Source organism: Pinisolibacter sp. DMC19 (genome assembly GCF_056313985.1).
Window position 1 is genome coordinate 79,784 of sequence record NZ_JBQUZF010000008.1, and the last position, 18,898, is coordinate 98,681.

Annotated in this window: 18 protein-coding genes; 13 read left to right on the forward strand and 5 right to left on the reverse strand. The window is 69.2% G+C overall.

What is annotated here, in order from left to right:
- The first annotated feature begins 52 nt into the window (after window positions 1-52).
- The 13 genes from argE to ACT53U_RS17580 all read left to right on the forward strand — a co-directional run bounded on the left by argE (window position 53) and on the right by ACT53U_RS17580 (window position 14,652).
- A complete protein-coding gene (argE, locus tag ACT53U_RS17520) occupies window positions 53-1,207 on the forward strand; it encodes an acetylornithine deacetylase (RefSeq protein WP_476157088.1) in 1,155 nt (384 codons plus the stop codon).
- 142 nt (window positions 1,208-1,349) lie between these two features.
- Window positions 1,350-2,870, forward strand: a complete 1,521-nt coding sequence (locus ACT53U_RS17525; protein ID WP_476157089.1) for a 4-hydroxyphenylacetate 3-hydroxylase family protein — start codon at window positions 1,350-1,352, stop codon at window positions 2,868-2,870.
- Window positions 2,871-2,925: 55 nt separating this feature from the next.
- Window positions 2,926-3,339, forward strand: coding sequence for a RidA family protein (locus tag ACT53U_RS17530; RefSeq protein WP_476157090.1), 414 nt, complete (start codon window positions 2,926-2,928; stop codon window positions 3,337-3,339).
- Window positions 3,340-3,344: 5 nt separating this feature from the next.
- Window positions 3,345-4,019, forward strand: a complete 675-nt coding sequence (locus ACT53U_RS17535; RefSeq protein ID WP_476157091.1) for a DUF1028 domain-containing protein — start codon at window positions 3,345-3,347, stop codon at window positions 4,017-4,019.
- Window positions 4,020-4,086: 67 nt separating this feature from the next.
- Complete coding sequence (locus ACT53U_RS17540; RefSeq protein ID WP_476157092.1) at window positions 4,087-5,577, forward strand: aldehyde dehydrogenase; 1,491 nt, start codon at window positions 4,087-4,089, stop codon at window positions 5,575-5,577.
- 67 nt (window positions 5,578-5,644) lie between these two features.
- Window positions 5,645-6,595, forward strand: a complete 951-nt coding sequence (locus tag ACT53U_RS17545; protein WP_476157093.1) for a LysR family transcriptional regulator — start codon at window positions 5,645-5,647, stop codon at window positions 6,593-6,595.
- A 299-nt stretch (window positions 6,596-6,894) separates the two neighbouring features.
- Window positions 6,895-7,878: an ABC transporter substrate-binding protein gene (locus ACT53U_RS17550; protein ID WP_476157094.1), complete on the forward strand. Its 984-nt coding sequence runs from the start codon at window positions 6,895-6,897 to the stop codon at window positions 7,876-7,878.
- Between the two features lie 118 nt (window positions 7,879-7,996).
- Window positions 7,997-8,800 carry an ABC transporter permease gene (locus ACT53U_RS17555; protein ID WP_476157095.1) on the forward strand — a complete coding sequence of 268 codons (804 nt, stop codon included), beginning with the start codon at window positions 7,997-7,999 and terminating at the stop codon, window positions 8,798-8,800.
- Window positions 8,788-9,651 (forward strand): ABC transporter ATP-binding protein, encoded by an 864-nt coding sequence (locus ACT53U_RS17560; RefSeq protein WP_476157096.1) that lies wholly within the window; start codon window positions 8,788-8,790, stop codon window positions 9,649-9,651. Before ACT53U_RS17555 ends, ACT53U_RS17560 begins: the two co-directional genes overlap by 13 nt.
- A gap of 52 nt (window positions 9,652-9,703) precedes the next feature.
- The gene (locus ACT53U_RS17565) at window positions 9,704-10,732 is read left to right on the forward strand and encodes a histone deacetylase family protein (protein ID WP_476157097.1); all 1,029 of its coding nucleotides are present in this window, start codon (window positions 9,704-9,706) and stop codon (window positions 10,730-10,732) included.
- Window positions 10,725-12,818 (forward strand): oxidoreductase, encoded by a 2,094-nt coding sequence (locus tag ACT53U_RS17570; RefSeq protein ID WP_476157098.1) that lies wholly within the window; start codon window positions 10,725-10,727, stop codon window positions 12,816-12,818. The genes ACT53U_RS17565 and ACT53U_RS17570 overlap by 8 nt, the downstream gene beginning before the upstream one ends.
- A gap of 14 nt (window positions 12,819-12,832) precedes the next feature.
- Window positions 12,833-13,210 (forward strand): cupin domain-containing protein, encoded by a 378-nt coding sequence (locus ACT53U_RS17575; RefSeq protein WP_476157099.1) that lies wholly within the window; start codon window positions 12,833-12,835, stop codon window positions 13,208-13,210.
- A gap of 215 nt (window positions 13,211-13,425) precedes the next feature.
- Window positions 13,426-14,652: a flavin-containing monooxygenase gene (locus tag ACT53U_RS17580; protein WP_476157100.1), complete on the forward strand. Its 1,227-nt coding sequence runs from the start codon at window positions 13,426-13,428 to the stop codon at window positions 14,650-14,652.
- Between the two features lie 70 nt (window positions 14,653-14,722).
- Here the strand turns inward: ACT53U_RS17580 and ACT53U_RS17585 are convergent, their stop codons facing one another.
- From ACT53U_RS17585 to ACT53U_RS17605, 5 genes are all read right to left on the reverse strand, one after another.
- Window positions 14,723-15,172, reverse strand: a complete 450-nt coding sequence (locus ACT53U_RS17585) for a PaaI family thioesterase (protein WP_476157101.1) — start codon at window positions 15,170-15,172, stop codon at window positions 14,723-14,725.
- Window positions 15,169-15,834 (reverse strand): TetR/AcrR family transcriptional regulator, encoded by a 666-nt coding sequence (locus ACT53U_RS17590; protein WP_476157102.1) that lies wholly within the window; start codon window positions 15,832-15,834, stop codon window positions 15,169-15,171. The genes ACT53U_RS17585 and ACT53U_RS17590 overlap by 4 nt, the downstream gene beginning before the upstream one ends.
- A 77-nt stretch (window positions 15,835-15,911) precedes the next feature.
- Window positions 15,912-16,628, reverse strand: coding sequence for an enoyl-CoA hydratase/isomerase family protein (locus ACT53U_RS17595; RefSeq protein ID WP_476157103.1), 717 nt, complete (start codon window positions 16,626-16,628; stop codon window positions 15,912-15,914).
- Window positions 16,629-16,734: 106 nt separating this feature from the next.
- The gene (locus ACT53U_RS17600) at window positions 16,735-17,778 is read right to left on the reverse strand and encodes a zinc-binding dehydrogenase (protein WP_476157104.1); all 1,044 of its coding nucleotides are present in this window, start codon (window positions 17,776-17,778) and stop codon (window positions 16,735-16,737) included.
- Between the two features lie 266 nt (window positions 17,779-18,044).
- Entirely contained in the window at window positions 18,045-18,812 is a 768-nt protein-coding gene (locus ACT53U_RS17605; protein ID WP_476157105.1) for a glucose 1-dehydrogenase, read from the reverse strand.
- Window positions 18,813-18,898: the final 86 nt, after the last annotated feature.

Here is an 18,898-nt window from a genome sequence, read left to right on the forward strand (position 1 = left end):
CGGGGCGGGCATCGGCCTCTGCTAGTCTCCCCGTGCCTTCCGGAGCCTCCCGATGACCGTCACCTCCCTCGATCTCCTCGATCGTCTCGTCGCCTTTCCGACCGTCTCCTCCGCCTCCAATCGCGATCTCGTCGCCTTCGTCGTCGACTTCCTCGCCGCCCGCGGCATCGAGGCGACGCTGGTGCCGAACGCCGAGGGCACCAAGGCGAACCTCTTCGCCACCATCGGACGCAAGGACCGCGGCGGCGTCATGCTGTCGGGTCACACCGACGTGGTGCCGGTCGAGGGGCAGGCGTGGAGCGGCGATCCCTTCCGTCTGCGCGATCTCGGCGGTCGGCTGACCGGCCGCGGCACCACCGACATGAAGGGCTTCCTCGCCTGCGCGCTCGCCGCCGCCGACCGTGCCGCGACGATGGACCTCGCGACGCCGCTCCATCTCGCCTTCTCCTACGACGAGGAGATCGGCTGCGTCGGCGTGCGCTCGCTGCTCGACGCCATGGCCGCGGCGCCGTTCCGCCCCGAGATGGCGATCATCGGCGAGCCGACCTCGATGCGGATCTCCACCGGCCACAAGGGCAAGACGGCGCTGCGGGCGCTCTGCTGCGGTCGCGAGGCCCATTCGGCGCTGGCGCCGACCGCACTCAACGCCATTCATCTCGCCTGCGCCTATGTCGACAAGATCCGCGCCCGGCAGGAGACCTTCGTCCGCTCGGGTGCGCGCGACGCGGCCTACGACGTCCCCTATACGACGCTCCACGTCGGCAGGATCGGCGGCGGCACCGCGCTCAACATCGTGCCCAACGCCTGCGCGATCGAGTTCGAGTTCCGCAACCTCGCCGAGGACGATCCGGCGGCGCTGCTGGCCTGTCTCGAGGCCGACGCCGAGGCGGTCGCAGCACCCTGGCGGGCGAGCTTCCCCGAGGCGGCGGTGCGGGTCGAGGTGACCAATGCCTATCCGGGTCTTTCGACGCGCGAGGATGAACCGGTGGTCGCCTTCACCCAGGCGCTGACCGGGCGCAACGACCGCGTCAAGCTCGCCTTCGGCACCGAGGGCGGGCTCTTCCGCGAGCGTCTCGCCATCCCGACCGTGATCTGCGGCCCCGGCTCGATGGATCAGGGCCACAAGCCCGACGAATGGGTCTCCCGCGAGCAGATCGCCGAATGCGACCGCTTCATGGACGCGCTCCTCGCCCGCCTCGCGGCGTGAGGCAGGCCGAAGACCGCTGCTTCGGATCTTTTGAAGCAGTGAGCCGGAAACGAATATTTTCCTCGCGTCGGGCGAGGCGACAGGATCGTCGGGACGAGGGAGCGGCGACGAGACCGCTCCCCGCGCATCCCGAGGGACCGGCATGATCCGCACCGGCGACGAGTATCTGGAATCGATCCGCGACGGGCGCGAGGTCTTCGTCGACGGCGAACGGGTGAAGGACGTCACCACCCACCCGGTCTTCGCCCCCATCGTCGGCGTTCGCGCCCGCATCTACGACATGCAGCGCGACGCCCGCACCCGCGACGTCATGACCTTCACCCTCGACGGCGAGGTCAACGCCATCGGCAACAAGCTGCCGATCACCCGCGAGGACTGGTGGGACAAGCGCCGCGCCACCGACTGCGTCTTCGACGAGATCGGCGGCGTCGTCACCCGCGTCGGCGACGAGACGATCGGCGAGATGTGGTCGCTGTTCGACGGCCAGGACATTCTCAACGAGGTCGATCCGCGCTTCTCGGCCAACATCCGCACCCACATCGACAAGGTTCTGCACGAGGACCCCTTCCACGTCTCCGCCAACACCGACCCGAAGGGCGATCGCTCGCGGGCCTTCGGCGAGCGCGATCCCGACATGCTGCTGCGGGTGGTGAGAGAGACCGACGCCGGTGTCGTCGTGCGCGGGGCGAAGTTCGAGACGGCGGCTCCCTACGCCAATCAGGCCTTCACCAAGCCGACCATCGTCGATTGGGGCGACAGCGACCAGTCCGACCATGCGATCGGCTTCGTCTGCGATCTCGGTTCGCCGGGGCTGAAGTTCATCTGCCGCTCGGGGTTCGCCGGGGTGGCGCGGCCCGAAGACGCGCCGCTCTCCTCCCGCTTCGACGAGGTGGAGGCGCTGGTGGTCTTCGACGACGTGCTGGTGCCGTGGGAGAACGTCCTCTTCTATCGCCACACCCGCGCGGCGATGTTCATCCGTGCGACGCTGCATCGCTATTCCGCCTTCGCCTTCCTCCAGCGCCAGCTCCGCCATGCCGACATGCTGATCGGAACGGCACTGTTCGCGCTGCGCCAGAGCGGCGTCGATCGGCTCCAGCCGGTCCAGGAGAAGCTCGCCGCGATGGCGGTGTGGCGCGAGAGCATCGAGGCGCATCTGACCGCAGCGGTGACGCTCGCCGAACGCTCGCCGAGCGGGCTGATGATGCCCAATCAGTCGCTGCTCTATGCCGGCCGGGCGACGGCCTGCGCCCGCCTGCCCGAGATGGTCGCGCTCGCCCGCGAGCTGTGCGGCGGCCAGATCGCGTTGACGCCGAGTGCCGCCTCCTTCGCCTCGCCGGAGACCGGCCCCTGGCTCGAGCGCTACTATTCGTGGAACGAGGAATGGCACGCCGACGATCGGCGCCGCCTGATGGCCTTCGCCCGCGACCTGATCGATTCCGGATACGCCGGCCATCGGCTGAGCTTCCAGCTCTTCGCCCAGTCACCGCCCCACGCCCATCTCGCGGCGGTCTATCGCACCTTCGACTGGGACGGCCCGCTCGACTTCGTCAAGGCGGCCGCCGGTCTCTCCGACCGCGTGCTCGGACCGAAGACCCGGCAGACCGCCGACAGCGACGTGTCGCGCTGGTTCGATCCCTCGCCCAATCCCCGCGCCGCCGAGTGAGGCGTTCCGCCTCCGTCGCCGGCTCCTCGTCACGCCCACATTCGAGGTATTCTCGATGATCCACCGCCGCATCCGTCCGTTCAACACCGCGAAGACCTATCCCGAGCAGAAGCTCGACAACGATCTCGCCCAGGCCGTGGTGGCGCGCGGGACGACCATCTTCCTGCGCGGCCAGTGCCCGCAGGATCTCGACACCGCCGCGGACGTCGGCATCGGCGATCCCGTCGCCCAGACCCACAAGGTGATGCAGAACATCCGCCAGCTCGTCGAGGAATCCGGCGGGCAGATGGAACACGTCTGCAAGCTGGTGGTCTATCTGACCGACGTCCGCCATCGCGAGGCGGTCTATCGCACCATGGGCGAATACATCCGCGGCGTACATCCGGTCTGCACCGGCCTCGTCGTGGTGGCGCTCGCCCGCCCGACCTGGTTGGTCGAGATCGACGCCACCGCCGTGATCCCGGACTGACGGCGATGACCTTCTCGATCGCCGCGCGTTGCGCCAAGACGGGCCGCTTCGGCCTCGCCATCTCCTCCTCGTCGCCGGCGGTGGCGGCGCGCTGCGCCCATCTGCGCGCCGGCGTCGGCGCCGTCGCCTCGCAGAACGTCACCGATCCGCGCCTCGGCCCCGCAGCACTCGATCTGATGGCGAAGGGGGCCTCGGCCGCCGCCGCGCTCGAGGCTCTGGTCGCCTCCCGCGCCGACATCGGTTTCCGCCAGCTCACCGCGATCGACGTGCAAGGGCGGACGGCGGTCTTCTCGGGCGCGGGAACGCTCGGCACCCATGCGACGGCGGAGGGCCGCGACTGCGTCGCCGCCGGTAATCTCCTCGCCGGGCAGACGGTTCCCGCGGCGATGACGGCGGCCTTCGAAGCCTCGCAGGGCGATCTCGGCGACCGCCTGATCCTGGCGCTCGCGGCCGGTCTGGCGGCCGGGGGCGAGGCCGGACCGGTCCATTCCGCCGGCCTCACGATCGTCGACGCGGTCGACTGGCCGGTCACCGACCTGCGCGTCGACTGGGACGACGACGATCCGATCGGCCGCCTCGCGGCGCTGTGGGATCTGTGGAAGCCGCAGGCGGCGGCCTATGTGCAGCGGGCCTTGAGCCCGGACGCCGCACCGAGCTACGGGGTTCCCGGCGACGCGTGACGCCGGGGCACCCACACGAGACGAACCATCGGCGTCCCCCGACGCCCCGAGGGAGCAGGAAGAGACGATGACCGAACGCAGCCGTGACGACTGGCAGGCCGCCGCCCGAGCCCTCGACGTGCGTACCCGCGCCTTCATCGACGGCGCCTTCGTCGATGCCGTCTCCGGCGAGACCTTCGACTGCGTGAACCCGGCGACGGGCGAGACGCTGGCGAAGATCGCCGCCTGCGACGCCGCCGACGTCGACCTGGCGGTTGCCGCCGCCCGCCGCAGCTTCGAGGCCGGGGTGTGGTCGCGCACCGACCCGGCGCAGCGCAAGGCGGTACTCCTGAAGCTCGCCGACCTGCTGCGCGCCAATCTCGAGGAACTGGCGCTGCTCGAGACGCTCGACAGCGGCAAGCCGATCCGGGACACGGTCTCGGTCGACGTCCCCGGCTCCGCCGGGATCGTCCAGTGGTACGCCGAGGCGATCGACAAGATCTACGACGAAGTGGCGCCGACCGCGCCGGGCAATCTCGCCGTCGTCCGACGCGAGCCGCTCGGCGTCGTCGGTGCGGTGGTGCCGTGGAACTTCCCGCTCGACATGGCGGTGTGGAAATGCGCCCCGGCGCTCGCCGCCGGCAACTCGGTCGTGCTGAAGCCGGCCGAACAGTCGCCGCTGACGGCGCTGCGGCTGGCCGAACTGGCGTTCGAGGCGGGCGTGCCCGCCGGCGTCTTCAACGTGGTGCCGGGCTTCGGCCCGACCGCCGGCAAGGCGATCGGCCTGCACATGGACGTCGACTGCGTGACCTTCACCGGCTCGACCGAGGTCGGCAAGCTGTTCCAGATCTACGCCGGCCAGTCGAACCTCAAGCAGGTCTGGATGGAGTGCGGCGGCAAGAGCCCCAATCTCGTCTTCGCCGACTGCGACGATCTCGATGCCGCCGCCGACATGGCCGCCTTCGGCATCTTCTACAATCAGGGCGAAATCTGCTCGGCCAACTCCCGGCTCCTCGTCGAGCGCTCGATCGCCGAGGTCTTCGTCGCCAAGGTGATGGAGCGCGCCCGCGCCGTCCGCCTCGGCGATCCGCTCGATCCCGAGACCACCATGGGCGCGCTGATCGACGAGCGTCACGCCGATCGCGTCGCCGGCTGGATCGACGAGGGAAAACGCACGGCGCACCTCGCCTGCGGCGGCAATCGCGTCGTCCGCGGCGCCAGCCGCGCCTTCGTCGAGCCGACCGTCTTCACCGACGTGGCGCACGACCTGCCGATCGCCCGCGAGGAGATCTTCGGCCCCGTTCTCGTGGTCATGCCCTTCGACGACGAAGAGGAGGCGATCGCCATCGCCAACGACACGATCTACGGCCTCGCCGCCTCGGTGTGGACGTCGAACCTCAAGCGCGCCCATCGCGTCGCCGATCGCCTGAAGGCGGGCACCGTCTCGGTCAACACCGTCGACGCGCTCTCCGCCGCGACGCCCTTCGGCGGCTTCAAACAGTCCGGCTACGGCCGCGATCTGTCGCTGCACGCCTTCGACAAGTTCACCGGGCTCAAGACCACCTGGATCCGGTATTGAGAGCGAGGGCGGATCCCGCCCGTTCGAGTTGCTCGCGCGACGCCGCCGAAAGGAGTAGACGACGGTCATGCGCTACACGCTTCGGCAACTCGAGTATTTCATCGCCGCAGGCGAAACCGGTTCGATCACGCTCGCCTCGGAGCGGATCAACATCTCGCAGCCGTCGATCTCGACCGCGATCAGCCACCTCGAGCAGGAGCTCGGCGTCCAGCTCTTCGTCCGCCATCACGCCCAGGGCCTGTCGCTGACGCCGGCCGGACGGCGTCTGCTGGCCGAGGCGAAGCATCTCGTCGAGCAGGCCGAAGGGCTCTACACGGTCGCCTCCGAGGCGACCGACCAAGTGCGCGGGCAACTCTCGGTCGGCTGCATGGTGACGCTGGCGCCGATGATCATGCCCGAGCTCGCCCACGGCTTCACCTCGGCCTTTCCCGCGGCGCAGATCCGGATGCAGGAGGCCGATCAGGAACGCCTCCTCGAAGGGCTCCGCCGCGCCGAGATCGACGTCGCCGTCACCTACGATCTGCAGATCCCCGACGGCATCGACTTCGTGCCGCTGGCGAGCCTGCCGCCGCATGTGGTGGTGAGCGAGGCCCATCCCTTCGCCCGCCTGTCGGCCGTCGGTCTCCAGGACCTCGTCGACGAACCGCTCGTCCTGCTCGATCTGCCGATCAGCCGGGAATATTTCCTCGCGCTCTTCCTCAAGGAGGGGGTGCAGCCGAAGATCGCCTGGCGCTCGTCGCATCAGGACGTGGTGCGCACCATGGTCGCCAACGGCTACGGCTACACGCTCGCCAACGTCCGCCCGCGCTCCGATCACGCCCTCGACGGGCGTCGCGTCGTCCGCGTGCGGCTGTCGGGCGACCACCGCCCGATGGTGATCGGCATCGCCACGCTCGCCGGCCTGCGCAAGTCCCGCCTGCTCCAGGCCTTCGAGAGCCACTGCGCCGCCTTCGTCTCCGACGCCTACATCCCCGGCATGGTCGCCCCGGCCATCGACCGCCGCGTCAAGAAGCCCTGAGATCGCCCCCCGTCCGGCGCGCCTGCCCCCGATTTCGGGGCGCGGCGGGGCTCCGTTCGCGCCCGCATCGGGGTCCGGAAGATTGCTTAGGCCGAGCCGAAGCAGAAGGCCTGAAAAGACTATTTTTGCCGAAGAATGCGGCGTGATTAGCTCTTCATCGGAGTTGATCTACGGGGTTTCACGGAGACGCCGACGGCCGGAAAACGGCCTTCGCAACCCTCCCCGCCCCGTCGATCGCGCACCAATCCCCGGCGTCGGCCGCCCCGGCCGATCCCCGTGCCCGACGGAGATCCGTACCGATGATCCAGAAGCCTCTGCGTACCGCGACCCTGCTGGCCGGCCTCGCCGCCTCGCTCGCCTTCACCGTCCCGGCCGAAGCCGGCAAGATCCGCCTCGGCATGACCACCTGGGTCGGCTACGGCCCGCTCTTCCTCGCCCGCGACCTCGGCTACTTCAAGGAGGCCGGCGTCGACGTCGAGCTGAAGACCATCGAGGAGAGCGCCATCTACATGGCCGCCGTCGCCTCCGGCGACCTCGAAGGCATGGCATCCACCGTCGACGAGGTGATGAAGTGGCGCTCGCCCGACTTCTGCTTCAAGTCGGTCCTCGCCCTCGACGACAGCCACGGCGGCGACGGCGTGCTCGCAGCCAAGGACATCAAGTCGCTGAAGGACCTGAAGGGCAAGGAAGTGGCGATGAACGAGGGCTCGGTGTCCCAGTTCTGGTTCAACATCCTGCTCGCCAAGGAAGGCATGACCGAGAAGGACGTCAAGGTCTCCAACATGACCGCCGACGATGCCGCCGCCGCCTTCATCGCCGGCCGCGTGCCCGCCGCCGTCACCTGGGAGCCGCATCTGGGCGAGGTCCGCAAGTCGGGCAACGGCAAGGTCCTGATCGACTCCACCGCCACCCCCGGCGCCATCGTCGACACCGTCGGCCTCAAGTGCTCGGTCATCGAGAAGCAGAAGGACGACGTCGCCGCCTTCGTGAAGGCCTACTACCGCGCCATCGACTATCTCAAGGCCAATCCCGAGAAGTCCTACGCGATCATGGCCAAGGGCGTCGGCGGCTATCTGTCGAAGACCGAGGACCTCGCCGATGCGGCGAAGGGCGTCCACTTCTACGACAAGGCTCGCAACGTTGCGTTCTTCGGCGCGGCCGACAAGGGCGAGGCCGCCGATCTCATTCGGCTGGCCAACGACATCTGGGGCGGCAAGGGCATGATGAAGATGAAGGTCGACTACTCGACCCTCGTCGACGCCTCGTGGGCCACCGCCAAGTGAGGCATCGCCCCTGATCCCTCGCCGGTCGACCTCCTCGGCCGACCGGCGAACGACCGGGAGCCCGCGGGCTTCCGCCCCTTCCGCCCCGACCGGTCGCCCACACCGAGAGGAGACACCCATGAGTTCTCGGCGCACGCCCTGGGTCCTGATGACGACGCCCTTCCGGGACATCTCCCGGCGGGCGGTTCTGATCACCGGGATCGTCGTCTGGATCGCGGTCGTCGCCGGCTGGGAGATCGTCTCCCATTCCGGCCTCGTCCCGACCATGTTCCTGCCCGCGCCCGAACGGGTCTGGGCGGCCGGCGAACGGCTTCTGGCCGACGGCAGCCTGATCGTCCACACGCTGGCGAGCCTCCAGGTGGTGCTGCTCGGCTTCGTCATCTCCTCGATCGTGGCCGTGCCCATCGGTCTGTGGATGGGCAGCTACCGCGCCGTCCAGGCGGCGATCGAGCCGCTGGTCAACTTCATGCGCTATCTGCCGGTGACCTCCTTCGTGCCGCTGCTCATCCTGTGGATCGGCATCGGCATCCAGCAGCGCGTCACCGTCATCATCCTCGGTACCTTCTTCCAGCAGGTGGTGATGATCGCCGACAGCGCCCGTGCGGTGCCGCGCGATCTGATCAACGCCTCCTACACGCTCGGCACTCGCCGCAACGAGGTCGTCTGGCACGTGATCTTCCCCGCGGCGCTGCCGGAAATCCTCGACACGCTGCGCGTCACGCTCGGGTGGGCCTGGTCCTATCTCGTGGTGGCCGAACTCGTCGCCGCCTCGTCGGGCCTCGGCTACATCACCATCAAGGCCATGCGCGGCTTCCAGGTCGACGTGATCTTCCTGGCGATCGCCACCATCGGCGTGCTCGGCCTGATTTCCGATCTCCTCTTCCGCTTCCTCCGCCGGAGGGCCGCACCATGGGCCGAATGATGATCGACACCCGACACGCCGCACCGGTCGACGAGACCGCCGTCGAGCTCTTCCCGCGCCATCATCGCCGCCCCGGCGACGATCCCGCCCGGCTCGCCATCGAGAACGTCACGCTCCGCTACGGCGGCGAGCGCGGCACCCTCGCGGTCGACGACGTCTCGTTCGACGTCGACAAGAACGAGTTCTGCGTCATCGTCGGCCCGTCGGGCTGCGGCAAGTCGAGCCTGCTCTATCTCGCCGCCGGCCTGACCGAGGTGACCGCCGGCGACATCCGCGTCGACGGCCGCGCCGTCAGCGAACCCGGTCCCGATCGCGGCATGGTCTTCCAGGGCTACACGCTGTTTCCCTGGATGACGGTCAGGGCCAACGTCGAATACGGACCGAAGCGCAAGGGCCTGGGCAAGGCCGAGCGCCGGGCGATCGCCGAACGCTTCATCGAGGAGGTCGGCCTCGCCCCGTTCGCCGACGCCTATCCCTCGCAGCTCTCCGGCGGCATGAAGCAGCGCGTGGCGCTCGCCCGCGCGCTCGCCAACGATCCCGACGTGCTGCTGATGGACGAGCCCTTCGGCGCGCTCGACAGCCAGACGCGCGGCACCATGCAGAAGCTGCTGCTGCGGGTCTGGGAGCACACCCAGAAGACCGTGCTCTTCGTCACCCACGACATCGACGAGGCGATCCTGCTCGGCGATCGGGTGGTGGTGATGACGGCGCGTCCCGGCCGCATCAAGGCCGAGATCCCGGTCCGGTTCGAGCGTCCGCGTTCGATGGATCTGGTGCTCGAGCCCGAGTTCATCGCACTGAAGCGGCGTATCCTCGGTCTCCTCCACGACGAGATCGACGAAGACCACTGAGCGAGTATCGCGGCTCGTCGGCCGCGGACCGGCGTCGATCGGGAGATCTCTCGTGCTGACCATCCATTCTCCCCACCACGCGCTGCGCGCGGCGACGACGGAGCTCGCCGGCGGGCTGCTGGTGCGCCCCTTCGAGTGTCCCGAACGCGTCGCCTTCGTGCTCGACCGCCTGGCCGAAACCGGGCTCGGGGACATCGTCGAGCCGCGCGACTTCGGCCTCGAGCCGATCCTGCGCGTCCACGACGGCGACTTCGTCGACTTCCTCGCCCGCGCCTGGGACGACTGGAAGGCGAGCGGCGCGCAAGGCGAGGCGATCCCCATCGTCTGGCCGGCACGGCGGATGTCGACCCGGGTTCCCCGCGAGATCGGCGGGCGGCTCGGCCACTACGCCCTGGCGGCCGAAACCTCGATCTCCGACGGCACCTGGGAAGCCGCGCGCGCCTCGGCGAACGTGGCGCTCGAGGCGACGGAGCGGGTGCGGGCGGGCGACCGGGCTGTCTTCGGCCTCTGCCGTCCGCCGGGCCATCACGCCGCCCGCGACATGTACGGCGGCTACTGCTTCCTCAACAACGCCGCCATCGCCGCGCAGCGGCTGCGCGACGGCGGTGCGGCGCGGGTGGCGATCCTCGACGTCGACTTCCATCACGGCAACGGCACGCAGGACATCTTCTTCGACCGCGGCGATGTGTTCTATGCCTCGATCCACGGCGACCCAGCCGAGACCTTCCCCTATTTTCTCGGCCATGCCGACGAGATCGGGATCGGCGCCGGCGAAGGCTCCAATCTCAACCTGCCGCTCGGCCCCGGCACGGGCTGGGACGTGTGGGGCGGCGCGCTCTCCCACGCGCTCGACCGGGTGGTCGCCTTCGGCGCCGATGCGCTGGTCGTGTCGCTCGGGGTCGACACCCACGAGGCCGATCCGCACGGCTTCTTCCGGCTGACGAGCGACGACTTCCTGCGGCTCGGCGCGCGGATCGGTCGGGTCGGGTTGCCGACGGTCTTTCTGATGGAAGGCGGCTATGCCGTCGCCGAACTCGGCGTCAATGCCGTCAACGTCCTCACGGGGTTCGAGAATGCCTGAGACCACGCCCTACGGCGGCCGATACGACATCCTGTTCGAGCCGGTGAAGATCGGCCCGCTCACCGCGCGCAACCGCTTCTATCAGGTGCCCCACTGCAACGGCATGGGCTACCGCGATCCGACCGCGCTCGCCCACATGCGCGGGCTGAAGGCCGAGGGCGGCTGGGCGGTCGTGTGCACCGAGCAGGTCGAGTTCCACCACACGTCCGAGATCACCCCCTTCATCGAGCTGCGTCTGTGGGACGACCGCGACATCCCGGCGCTCGCCCGCATGGCCGACAAGATCCACGAACACGGGTCGCTCGCCGGCATCGAACTCGCCTACAACGGCATGAACGGGCCCAATCTCTATTCGCGCGAGGTACCGATGGGTCCGGCGCATCTGCCGGTCGCCACCTTCACCTACGATCCGGTGCAGGCCCGGCGGATGGATGCGACCGACATCCGCAACCTGCGGCGCTGGCACCTCGAGGCGGTGAAGCGGGCGAAGCGCGCCGGCTTCGACCTGATCTACGTCTACGCCGCCCACGCGCTCGGCTTCCTGCACCACTTCCTGTCGCGTCGTTTCAACGACCGCACCGACGAATACGGCGGCTCGATCGAGAACCGCGTGCGCCTGTTGCGCGAGATCGTCGAGGAGACCAAGGACGCGGTCGGCGACACCTGCGCCGTGCCGGTCCGCATCTCGGTCGACGAGTTGCTCGGCAACGGCGGGCTCGAGGTCGCCGAGGTCGAGGACATGATCGGCCTCGTCGGCGATCTGCCCGATCTGTGGGACGTGACGCTCGCCGGCTGGGAGAACGACAGCCGCACCTCCCGCTTCGCCGAGGAAGGCGCGCAGGAGCCCTTCATCTCCGGCATCCGCCGGCTGACGTCGAAGCCGATCGTCGGGGTGGGGCGCTACACCTCGCCCGACCGCATGGTGAGCCTCGTCAAGAAGGGCATCATGGACATGATCGGCGCGGCGCGACCGTCGATCGCCGATCCCTTCCTGCCCAACAAGATCCGCGAAGGCCGGCTCGAGGACATCCGCGAGTGCATCGGCTGCAACATCTGCGTCTCCGGCGACTTCACCCAGTCGCCGATCCGCTGCACCCAGAACCCGACCATGGCCGAGGAATGGCGCAAGGGCTGGCATCCGGAGCGGGTGAAGCCGAAGGGCTCCGATCAGTCGGTGCTGATCGTCGGCGCCGGCCCCGCCGGCCTCGAGGCGGCACAGGTGCTCGGCAAGCGCGGCTACGACGTGACGTTGGCGGAGGCCGGGACCGAACTCGGCGGCCGCGTGGTGCAGGAGGCGAAGCTCCCCGGTCTCGCCGCCTGGATCCGGGTGCGCGACTGGCGCAAGCTCCAGCTCGACCAGTTGCCCAACGTCGAGATCTTCTTCGACAGCCGGCTCACCGCCGAGAACGTGCTGGAGTTCGGCTTCCCCCGCGTGGTGGTGGCGACCGGTGCGACCTGGCGGGCCGACGGCGTCGGTCATCGCCACACCCGGCCGATCCCCATCGCCCCCGGCGCGCGGGTCTTCTCGCCCTCCGACGTGATGGCCGGACGTCTGCCCGAAGGCGGCTCGGTCGTCGTGTTCGACGACGACCACTACTACATGGGCGGCGTCATGGCCGAGCTGATGGCCGAGAAGGGGTTCAAGACCACCTACGTCACCCCGGCGTCGGAGGCCTCGACCTGGACCCGCAACACGATGGAGCAGCACTTCATCCAGACGCGGCTCCTCGAAAAGGGCGTCGAGATCCGCGCCTTCGCCTCGCTCGACGCGGTCGAGCCGGGCGTGGCGGTGACCTCCTGCGTCTTCACCGGACGCGAGACCCGTCTCGAGGCCGATGCGGTGGTGCTGGTCACCGCCCGTCTGCCGAACGAGGCGCTGGTCCTCGACCTGAAGGCGCGCGCCGCCGACTGGGCCGACGCGGGTCTCGCGAGCGTCACGGCGATCGGCGATGCGCTCGCCCCGGCGACCATCGCGCATGCCACTTACGCCGGTCGCCGCTACGCCGAAGAACTCGACACGGCGCCGCTGCCGGAGGGCGCCCTGCCCTTCCGCCGCGAGATCGCCGAACTGCTTCCCCTCGATTGAAGGACCTCCGACCCATGTCGCTCACCGCCTTCCGTCTCGCCGATCCGGTCCCCGCACTCGACGCCTGGGGCGCGCCGGAGGATATCGGCGCCACCACGCTCGAGGGGCCGATCGCCTGTTCCGGCGTCTTCACGCTGGGCGGGCCGACGACCCCGGTCTTCGGCGGGCTCTATGCCGCGACCCGTGGCCGCTACCGCGTCGTCTACGCCTTCGACGAACACGCGACGCTGGTCGAGGGCACGCTCGCCATCACCGACGAGGCGACCGGCGCCACCACGGTCTACGGGCCCGGCGACGGCTGGATCGTCGCCGCCGGGACACCCGTCGTCTGGGAGATCCGCTCCGAGCGCATCGTCAAGAGCTGGCTCGGCGTGATGCACGCCGCCGCCTGATCCGTCGTCCCCGTCTCTGCCGAAGCGCGACGCCGCCGCTCCCTCGGCGGCGAACGGGAAGCCTTGTCCGCGTGAAGGTCGACGTCTGGTTCAGGAAAACAGAAGCACCGAAGAAGAAAACAATATTTTCCAAAAGCGACGGTGAATTCTAGAAAATCCCCACACACCGCCTTTCGAGGCCGCGTTTCCACCCAGAATCTGAGAGGTTGTCGCACATGTCGGTCGAGACGATCGAGACACTCATCATCGGCGGCGGTCAGGCCGGTCTGGCGATGAGCGAGCAGCTGGGCAAGAAGTCTCTGCCTCACCTTGTGGTCGAGCGTAACCGGATCGCCGAGCGTTGGCGCTCGGAGCGCTGGGATTCGCTCGTCGCCAACGGACCGGCGTGGCACGACCGCTTCGCCTCCAAGACCTTCGACCACATCGATCCGGACGGTTTCGCGCCCGCCTCGATGATCGTCGACTATCTCGAGGAACATGCCCGCGAGATCGGCGCGCCGGTGCGCTGCGGCGTGGAAGTGAAGCGCGTGACGCGCAAGACCGACGGTTCGGGCTTCGTCGTCGAGACCTCCGCCGGCACGATCGAGGCGAAGAACGTGGTGGCGGCGACCGGCCCGTTCCAGAAGCCGATCATTCCGCCGGTGGTGCCGGAAAGCGCCGGCGTCGTGCAGATCCACTCGGCCCACTATCGCAATCCGCAGCAGCTGCCGGAGGGCGCGGTGCTGGTGATCGGCGCCGGATCCTCGGGCGTGCAGATCGCCGACGAGCTGCGCAAGGCCGGCCGTCGGGTGCATCTCTCCGTCGGCCCGCACGATCGCCCGCCGCGGCGCTATCGCGGCCGCGACTTCGTCTGGTGGCTCGGTGCGCTCGGCATGTGGAACGCCGAGGCCGTCACGCCCGGCATGGAACACGTCACCATCGCGGTGTCGGGCGCCGACGGCGGCCACACCGTCGATTTTCGCCGCCTCGGCCACGACGGCATCGTGCTCCACGGCATGGCAGAAGGCTTCGCCGACGGCACGATGCGCTTCGCCCCCGACCTCGCCGCCAACATCGCGGGCGGTGACCGTAGCCTCTTTTCGATGCTCGACGCCGCCGACGCGCACATCGCCAAGGAAGGGCTCGACCTGCCGGAGGAGCCGGAGGCGCGGGTGGTGATCGACGATCCCGACTGCGTGACGAACCCGATCCTCGCGCTCGACTTCGCCGCCGCCGGCATCGGGTCGATCGTCTGGGCGACCGGCTACGGCCTCGACTTCGACTGGCTCGAGGTCGGCGCGTTCGACGACAAGGGCCGCCCGATCCACCATCGCGGCATCTCGCCGGAGCCGGGTCTCTACTTCCTCGGCCTCGCCTGGCTGTCGCGGCGCGCGTCGCCCTTCATCTGGGGCGTCTGGCACGACGCGGCGCACCTCGCCGAAGACATCGCGGCGCGGCGCTGATCGGCCGTCTCGGCCTTCGACGGGGGGCATTGAGCCTCCCGTCGCGCGGGTAGCGTCGGCGGATCGGCCGTCAGCTCCGGGGCCAACGCCCGGTGAAGCTGCCGGCGGCGAGAACCTCGGCGGGATCGTCGGGGTCGTAGGCGATGGTGATGTGATAGGTGCCGGTGGCCCCCTTGTGGGTCACCTCCCGGGCCCGGGCATAGATCGTGGTGCCGAACTTGGTCGGCCGGAAGAACGACAGATCCGACCCCGTCGTCATGATGTAGCCGCGGTGCCAGGCGGCCGCGCCGAAGGCGAGATCGGCCAGCGTCCACAGCGCACCACCGTGGCCGGTACCGTGGGCATTGAGATGTTCGTGGCGAACGGCCATGGCGAGCAACGCCGTGCCGGCGGCGATCTCGACCACCTCGATCCCCAGCGGAGCCGAGAACGGGTTGCGGGCGAAGAGATCGGTGATCGCGGCGACCAGTGCCGGGTCGCTCGGCGCGATCGGCCGGTGCGAGGGGCGGCCGGACGTCATCGGCCGGCCTCGGCGCCGCGCGCCGCCTCGATCTCGTGCCAGCGTTCGGCGCCGGCGGGGGTCGCGAGGCCGGCCATGACGACGTCGAGGTCGGCCGCGACATGGGCGTCGAGGTCGGTGCGGCCCTTGAAGTACCAGCTCTTCGACGCCCAGCGGTGGGCGATCATCACGATCTGATGGGTGACGACGTCGAGCTTGCGGACGAGGCCGGCCCTCATGCGGGCGACCAGGGTCTCGACGACGATGTCGGAGACTTCGCGCTCGCGATCCTGGACCAGCAGACGCCGATCGGGCGTGAGCAGATGGGCCGAACGATAGGCGATCACCGTCGCGGCACGATGGCGGTCGACGATCCGCGTGAAGGCGTCGATCAGGCGCACCAGGCACTCCAGCGGATCGACGACGCCCTCGATCGCCGCCGGCAGCTCGAGGCGGTGATCCTCCAGCACCCGCAGCAGGACCAGCAGCAGCACGTCCTCCTTCTCGCGCACGTAGAGATAGACCAGCCCGGAGGAGAAGCCGGCGCGTTCGGCGATGTCCTTGATCGTCGTGCGGCGGAAGCCCTGTTCGGCGAAGAGATCGGTCGCGGCGGCGACGATCTGCGCCCGCCGCTTTTCGACGAGATCGAGATCTTCGACGACGGAGGTGACGTCGGGCTTCATGGGGCGGATCCATCGGTTGGTGGGGGCCGTGGGCGGCCGCTCGATGACATCGATACAGTCGTCACTCGTCGTCGCGCTCAACGGTTCAGGAAGTCGGCCACCCGCTTCTCGGTGCCGGGCTTCATCATCAACACTCCGATGCCACCGATCTCGGCCTCGGCGCCTTCCGCCGACATGCGGTCGGCGATGCGGATGCAGGACTTGGCGACGGTGATCGCGTCGACCGAAAGGCCCGCCGCACGGCTCGCGACGTTGTTGGCCACCTCGGCGAAATCGACGGCATGGGCGGACCACTGGACGAGTCCCACCCGTTCGGCCTCTCGACCGTCGAGGAGATCGCCGGAGAGGATGATCCGGGCGGCCAACCCGGCGCCGCACAATGCGGTGAGGCGCTGCGTTCCGCCGGCACCGGGGAGCAGGCCGACCTTGGCCTCGGGCAGACCGAGCTTGGCGTGGTGTGCGGCGATGCGCAGGTCGCAGGCGAGCGCCAGCTCGAGACCGCCGCCGAGCGCATGGCCCTCGATCTCGGCGATGGTCACCTTGGGCAGCGCGGCGAGGCGATCGAAGGTGCGATGGAACGAGCGCACCGTCTCGACCATCGCCGAGGCTCCCTCCTCGTGGCCGACGCGCGTGCCGACGAGACGCAGGTCGGCGCCGGCGCAGAAGACGCGTTGGTCCGAGCGGATGCGCAGCACCGCGATGTTCGGATCGGCCTCGACCACGGCGAAGGCGTCGAGAAGCGCGGCCAGCGTGGCGTCGTCGATGGCGTTCATCGGCGGACGGCAGAGCGTCAACGTGGCGATCGGACCCGCGACGTCGAGCGAGACGCGTCGGGACTGGGGATCTCGGGGAGCGGAAGTCATTCCTGGCAACCTCATGGAGAGCGGGTCGAGACGCGTTTCACGAATCCAAGTCGACGACGATCTTGCCGAACTGGCGGCCGGCCTCGAGGCGATCGAGCGCGGCGTGGACGTCGGCGAGGGCGAAGCGGCGATCGATCGGCGGGCGGAAGAGGCCGCGCTCGCAGACCGCCAGGAGCGCGCGGAACTCCTCGAAGTTGCCGTGGGTCGAGCCGAAGACCTGCAACTGGCGGATGAACAGGCGGCGCAGGTCGGCCGGCGGCATGTCGCCCGACGTCGCACCGCAGGTGACGATCCGCCCGCCGCGCACCAGCGACTTCAGAGCCGCGCCCCACACCGCCTCGCCGACGTTCTCGATCACCACGTCGACGCCGCGTCCGCCGGTCAGTTCCATCACCCGCTCGGCGATCGGCTCACGCGAACCGTCGATGCCGGCGTCGGCGCCGAGGGTCTTCGCCCAGGCGAGCTTCTCGGGGTCGCGCGAAGTGACGACGGCGCGGGCGCCGATCATCTTCGAGAAGAGCAGCGCCGAGGCGGAGACCGCACCGCCGATGCCGAAGATCAGCACCGTCTCGTGCGTCTTCAGGGCCGCCTTGCCGAAGACCATGCGCCAGGCGGTGAGCGGCGCCGTCGACAGTGCCGCCGCCTCGGCCCAATCGAGCGAGGTCGGTTTGGCGAAGAGGTTCTCGACCGGTACGCAGACGAATTCGGCGAGCGTGCCGTCGCGGTGCTCACCCATGAACTTCATCGAGGTGCACAGCACATGGTCGCCGGCGAGGCAGAATTCGCAGCGGCCGCAGCCGATGCCGGGATGGATCACCACGGCGTCGCCGGCCTTCAGGCGGCGTTCGTCGGCGTCGACCTCGACCACCTCACCGGCACCGTCGAGCCCCATGATCTGCGGCAAGGCATGGGTTATGCCTGCGCCGCTGTCTCGCATGTAGAGATCGACGCGGTTCAGGCCGGCGGCGCGGATACGCACCAGCGCTTCGCCGGGCCGCCGTCGCGGGACGGGTCGCGTGCCGATCTCGACCACCTCGTTGCCGCCGTGCCCGACGATCGTCACGGCTCGCATGAACGTCATGCCCCTCCCCCCGAACGCATGGACGGTCGGCTCCACGCCTCCGCCCTCCCCTGGATCGCGTCCGCTTCTTCGGCGGATCGCCGGTTGCCGCCGCGGCGCACTTGATCGCCCCGACGGCATGTGTCATTGCGGGATCGGACCTCGCGCCGTTCGGCGCCAATTCGTCGATCCCGCCGATGTTCATCCGGATCCGCCGCTCTCCGTCCGCGCGACACACGACCGACCGGTCGAGCATCGTCGTTCGGCGCCGATCGTCCGGCCGGCCGTCAACCGACCATCGAGAGGCCGCCGGAGACCGAGATCACCTGGCCGGTGACGTAGGACGCCGCGTCCGAGGCGAAGAACAGGATCGCCCCCGGCAGATCCTCCGGCTGGCCGATGCGACCGAGCGGGATGGAGCGGCGGAACGCTTCGGCGAGCTTCTCCGGGTTGCCGGCGCCCTTCTTGTAGTCCTCGAAGAGGGCCGTCTCGGTCGGGCCGGGACAGACGACGTTGAAGGTGATCTGGTCGCGGGCGTGTTCGCGGGCGAGCGTCTTGGTGAAGGCGACGAGCGCGGCCTTGCAGGCGGCGTAGACGGCTTCGCCGGACGAGCCGACACGCGCCGCGTCCGACGCGATGTTGACGACGCGGCCGGCCTTGCGGGCCGCCATGCCCGGCAGAACCACGTGGTGCATGTTGAGCGCGCCGACGAGGTTGATGGCGATCAGGCGATCCCAGTCGGAGGCGGTCGTCTGCAGGAAGGGCTTGAAGACGTCCCAACCGGCATTGTTGACCAGGACGTCGATCGGGCCGAATTCGGCTTCGGTGGCGGCGACCGCCGCCTCGACGCCGGCCCGATCGGTGATGTCGCAGGCATGGGCCCGCGCCGTCCCTCCGGCCGCGACGATCTCGGCGACGGTGCGCTCGGCGGCGGCGAGGTCCCGGTCGTAGACCGCCACTCTGCCACCGGCCGCCGCAAAACGGCGGCAGGTCGCCCCGCCGATTCCACCACCACCACCCGTGACGACGATCGTCTTTCCCGCAAAATCTGCCATGTCGGTTTCTACCCCGTGAGAACAATATATCAATGCTATGATACAATTACTATCGTGTCAATGCATTGATATATTCGTTCGAGATC

What these genes read in the sequence shown, in the direction of transcription:
- ACT53U_RS17585 (WP_476157101.1), bottom strand. Translation starts at nt 15,172, where the DNA reads ATGACGTCCGGCCGCCCCTCGCACCGGCCGATCGCGCCGAGCGACCCG.
- ACT53U_RS17605 (WP_476157105.1), bottom strand. Translation starts at nt 18,812, where the DNA reads ATGGCAGATTTTGCGGGAAAGACGATCGTCGTCACGGGTGGTGGTGGT.
- ACT53U_RS17545 (WP_476157093.1), top strand. Translation starts at nt 5,645, where the DNA reads ATGCGCTACACGCTTCGGCAACTCGAGTATTTCATCGCCGCAGGCGAA.
- ACT53U_RS17535 (WP_476157091.1), top strand. Translation starts at nt 3,345, where the DNA reads ATGACCTTCTCGATCGCCGCGCGTTGCGCCAAGACGGGCCGCTTCGGC.
- argE (WP_476157088.1), top strand. Translation starts at nt 53, where the DNA reads ATGACCGTCACCTCCCTCGATCTCCTCGATCGTCTCGTCGCCTTTCCG.
- ACT53U_RS17560 (WP_476157096.1), top strand. Translation starts at nt 8,788, where the DNA reads ATGGGCCGAATGATGATCGACACCCGACACGCCGCACCGGTCGACGAG.
- ACT53U_RS17570 (WP_476157098.1), top strand. Translation starts at nt 10,725, where the DNA reads ATGCCTGAGACCACGCCCTACGGCGGCCGATACGACATCCTGTTCGAG.
- ACT53U_RS17555 (WP_476157095.1), top strand. Translation starts at nt 7,997, where the DNA reads ATGAGTTCTCGGCGCACGCCCTGGGTCCTGATGACGACGCCCTTCCGG.
- ACT53U_RS17580 (WP_476157100.1), top strand. Translation starts at nt 13,426, where the DNA reads ATGTCGGTCGAGACGATCGAGACACTCATCATCGGCGGCGGTCAGGCC.
- ACT53U_RS17600 (WP_476157104.1), bottom strand. Translation starts at nt 17,778, where the DNA reads ATGACGTTCATGCGAGCCGTGACGATCGTCGGGCACGGCGGCAACGAG.
- ACT53U_RS17540 (WP_476157092.1), top strand. Translation starts at nt 4,087, where the DNA reads ATGACCGAACGCAGCCGTGACGACTGGCAGGCCGCCGCCCGAGCCCTC.
- ACT53U_RS17525 (WP_476157089.1), top strand. Translation starts at nt 1,350, where the DNA reads ATGATCCGCACCGGCGACGAGTATCTGGAATCGATCCGCGACGGGCGC.
- ACT53U_RS17575 (WP_476157099.1), top strand. Translation starts at nt 12,833, where the DNA reads ATGTCGCTCACCGCCTTCCGTCTCGCCGATCCGGTCCCCGCACTCGAC.
- ACT53U_RS17530 (WP_476157090.1), top strand. Translation starts at nt 2,926, where the DNA reads ATGATCCACCGCCGCATCCGTCCGTTCAACACCGCGAAGACCTATCCC.
- ACT53U_RS17590 (WP_476157102.1), bottom strand. Translation starts at nt 15,834, where the DNA reads ATGAAGCCCGACGTCACCTCCGTCGTCGAAGATCTCGATCTCGTCGAA.
- ACT53U_RS17550 (WP_476157094.1), top strand. Translation starts at nt 6,895, where the DNA reads ATGATCCAGAAGCCTCTGCGTACCGCGACCCTGCTGGCCGGCCTCGCC.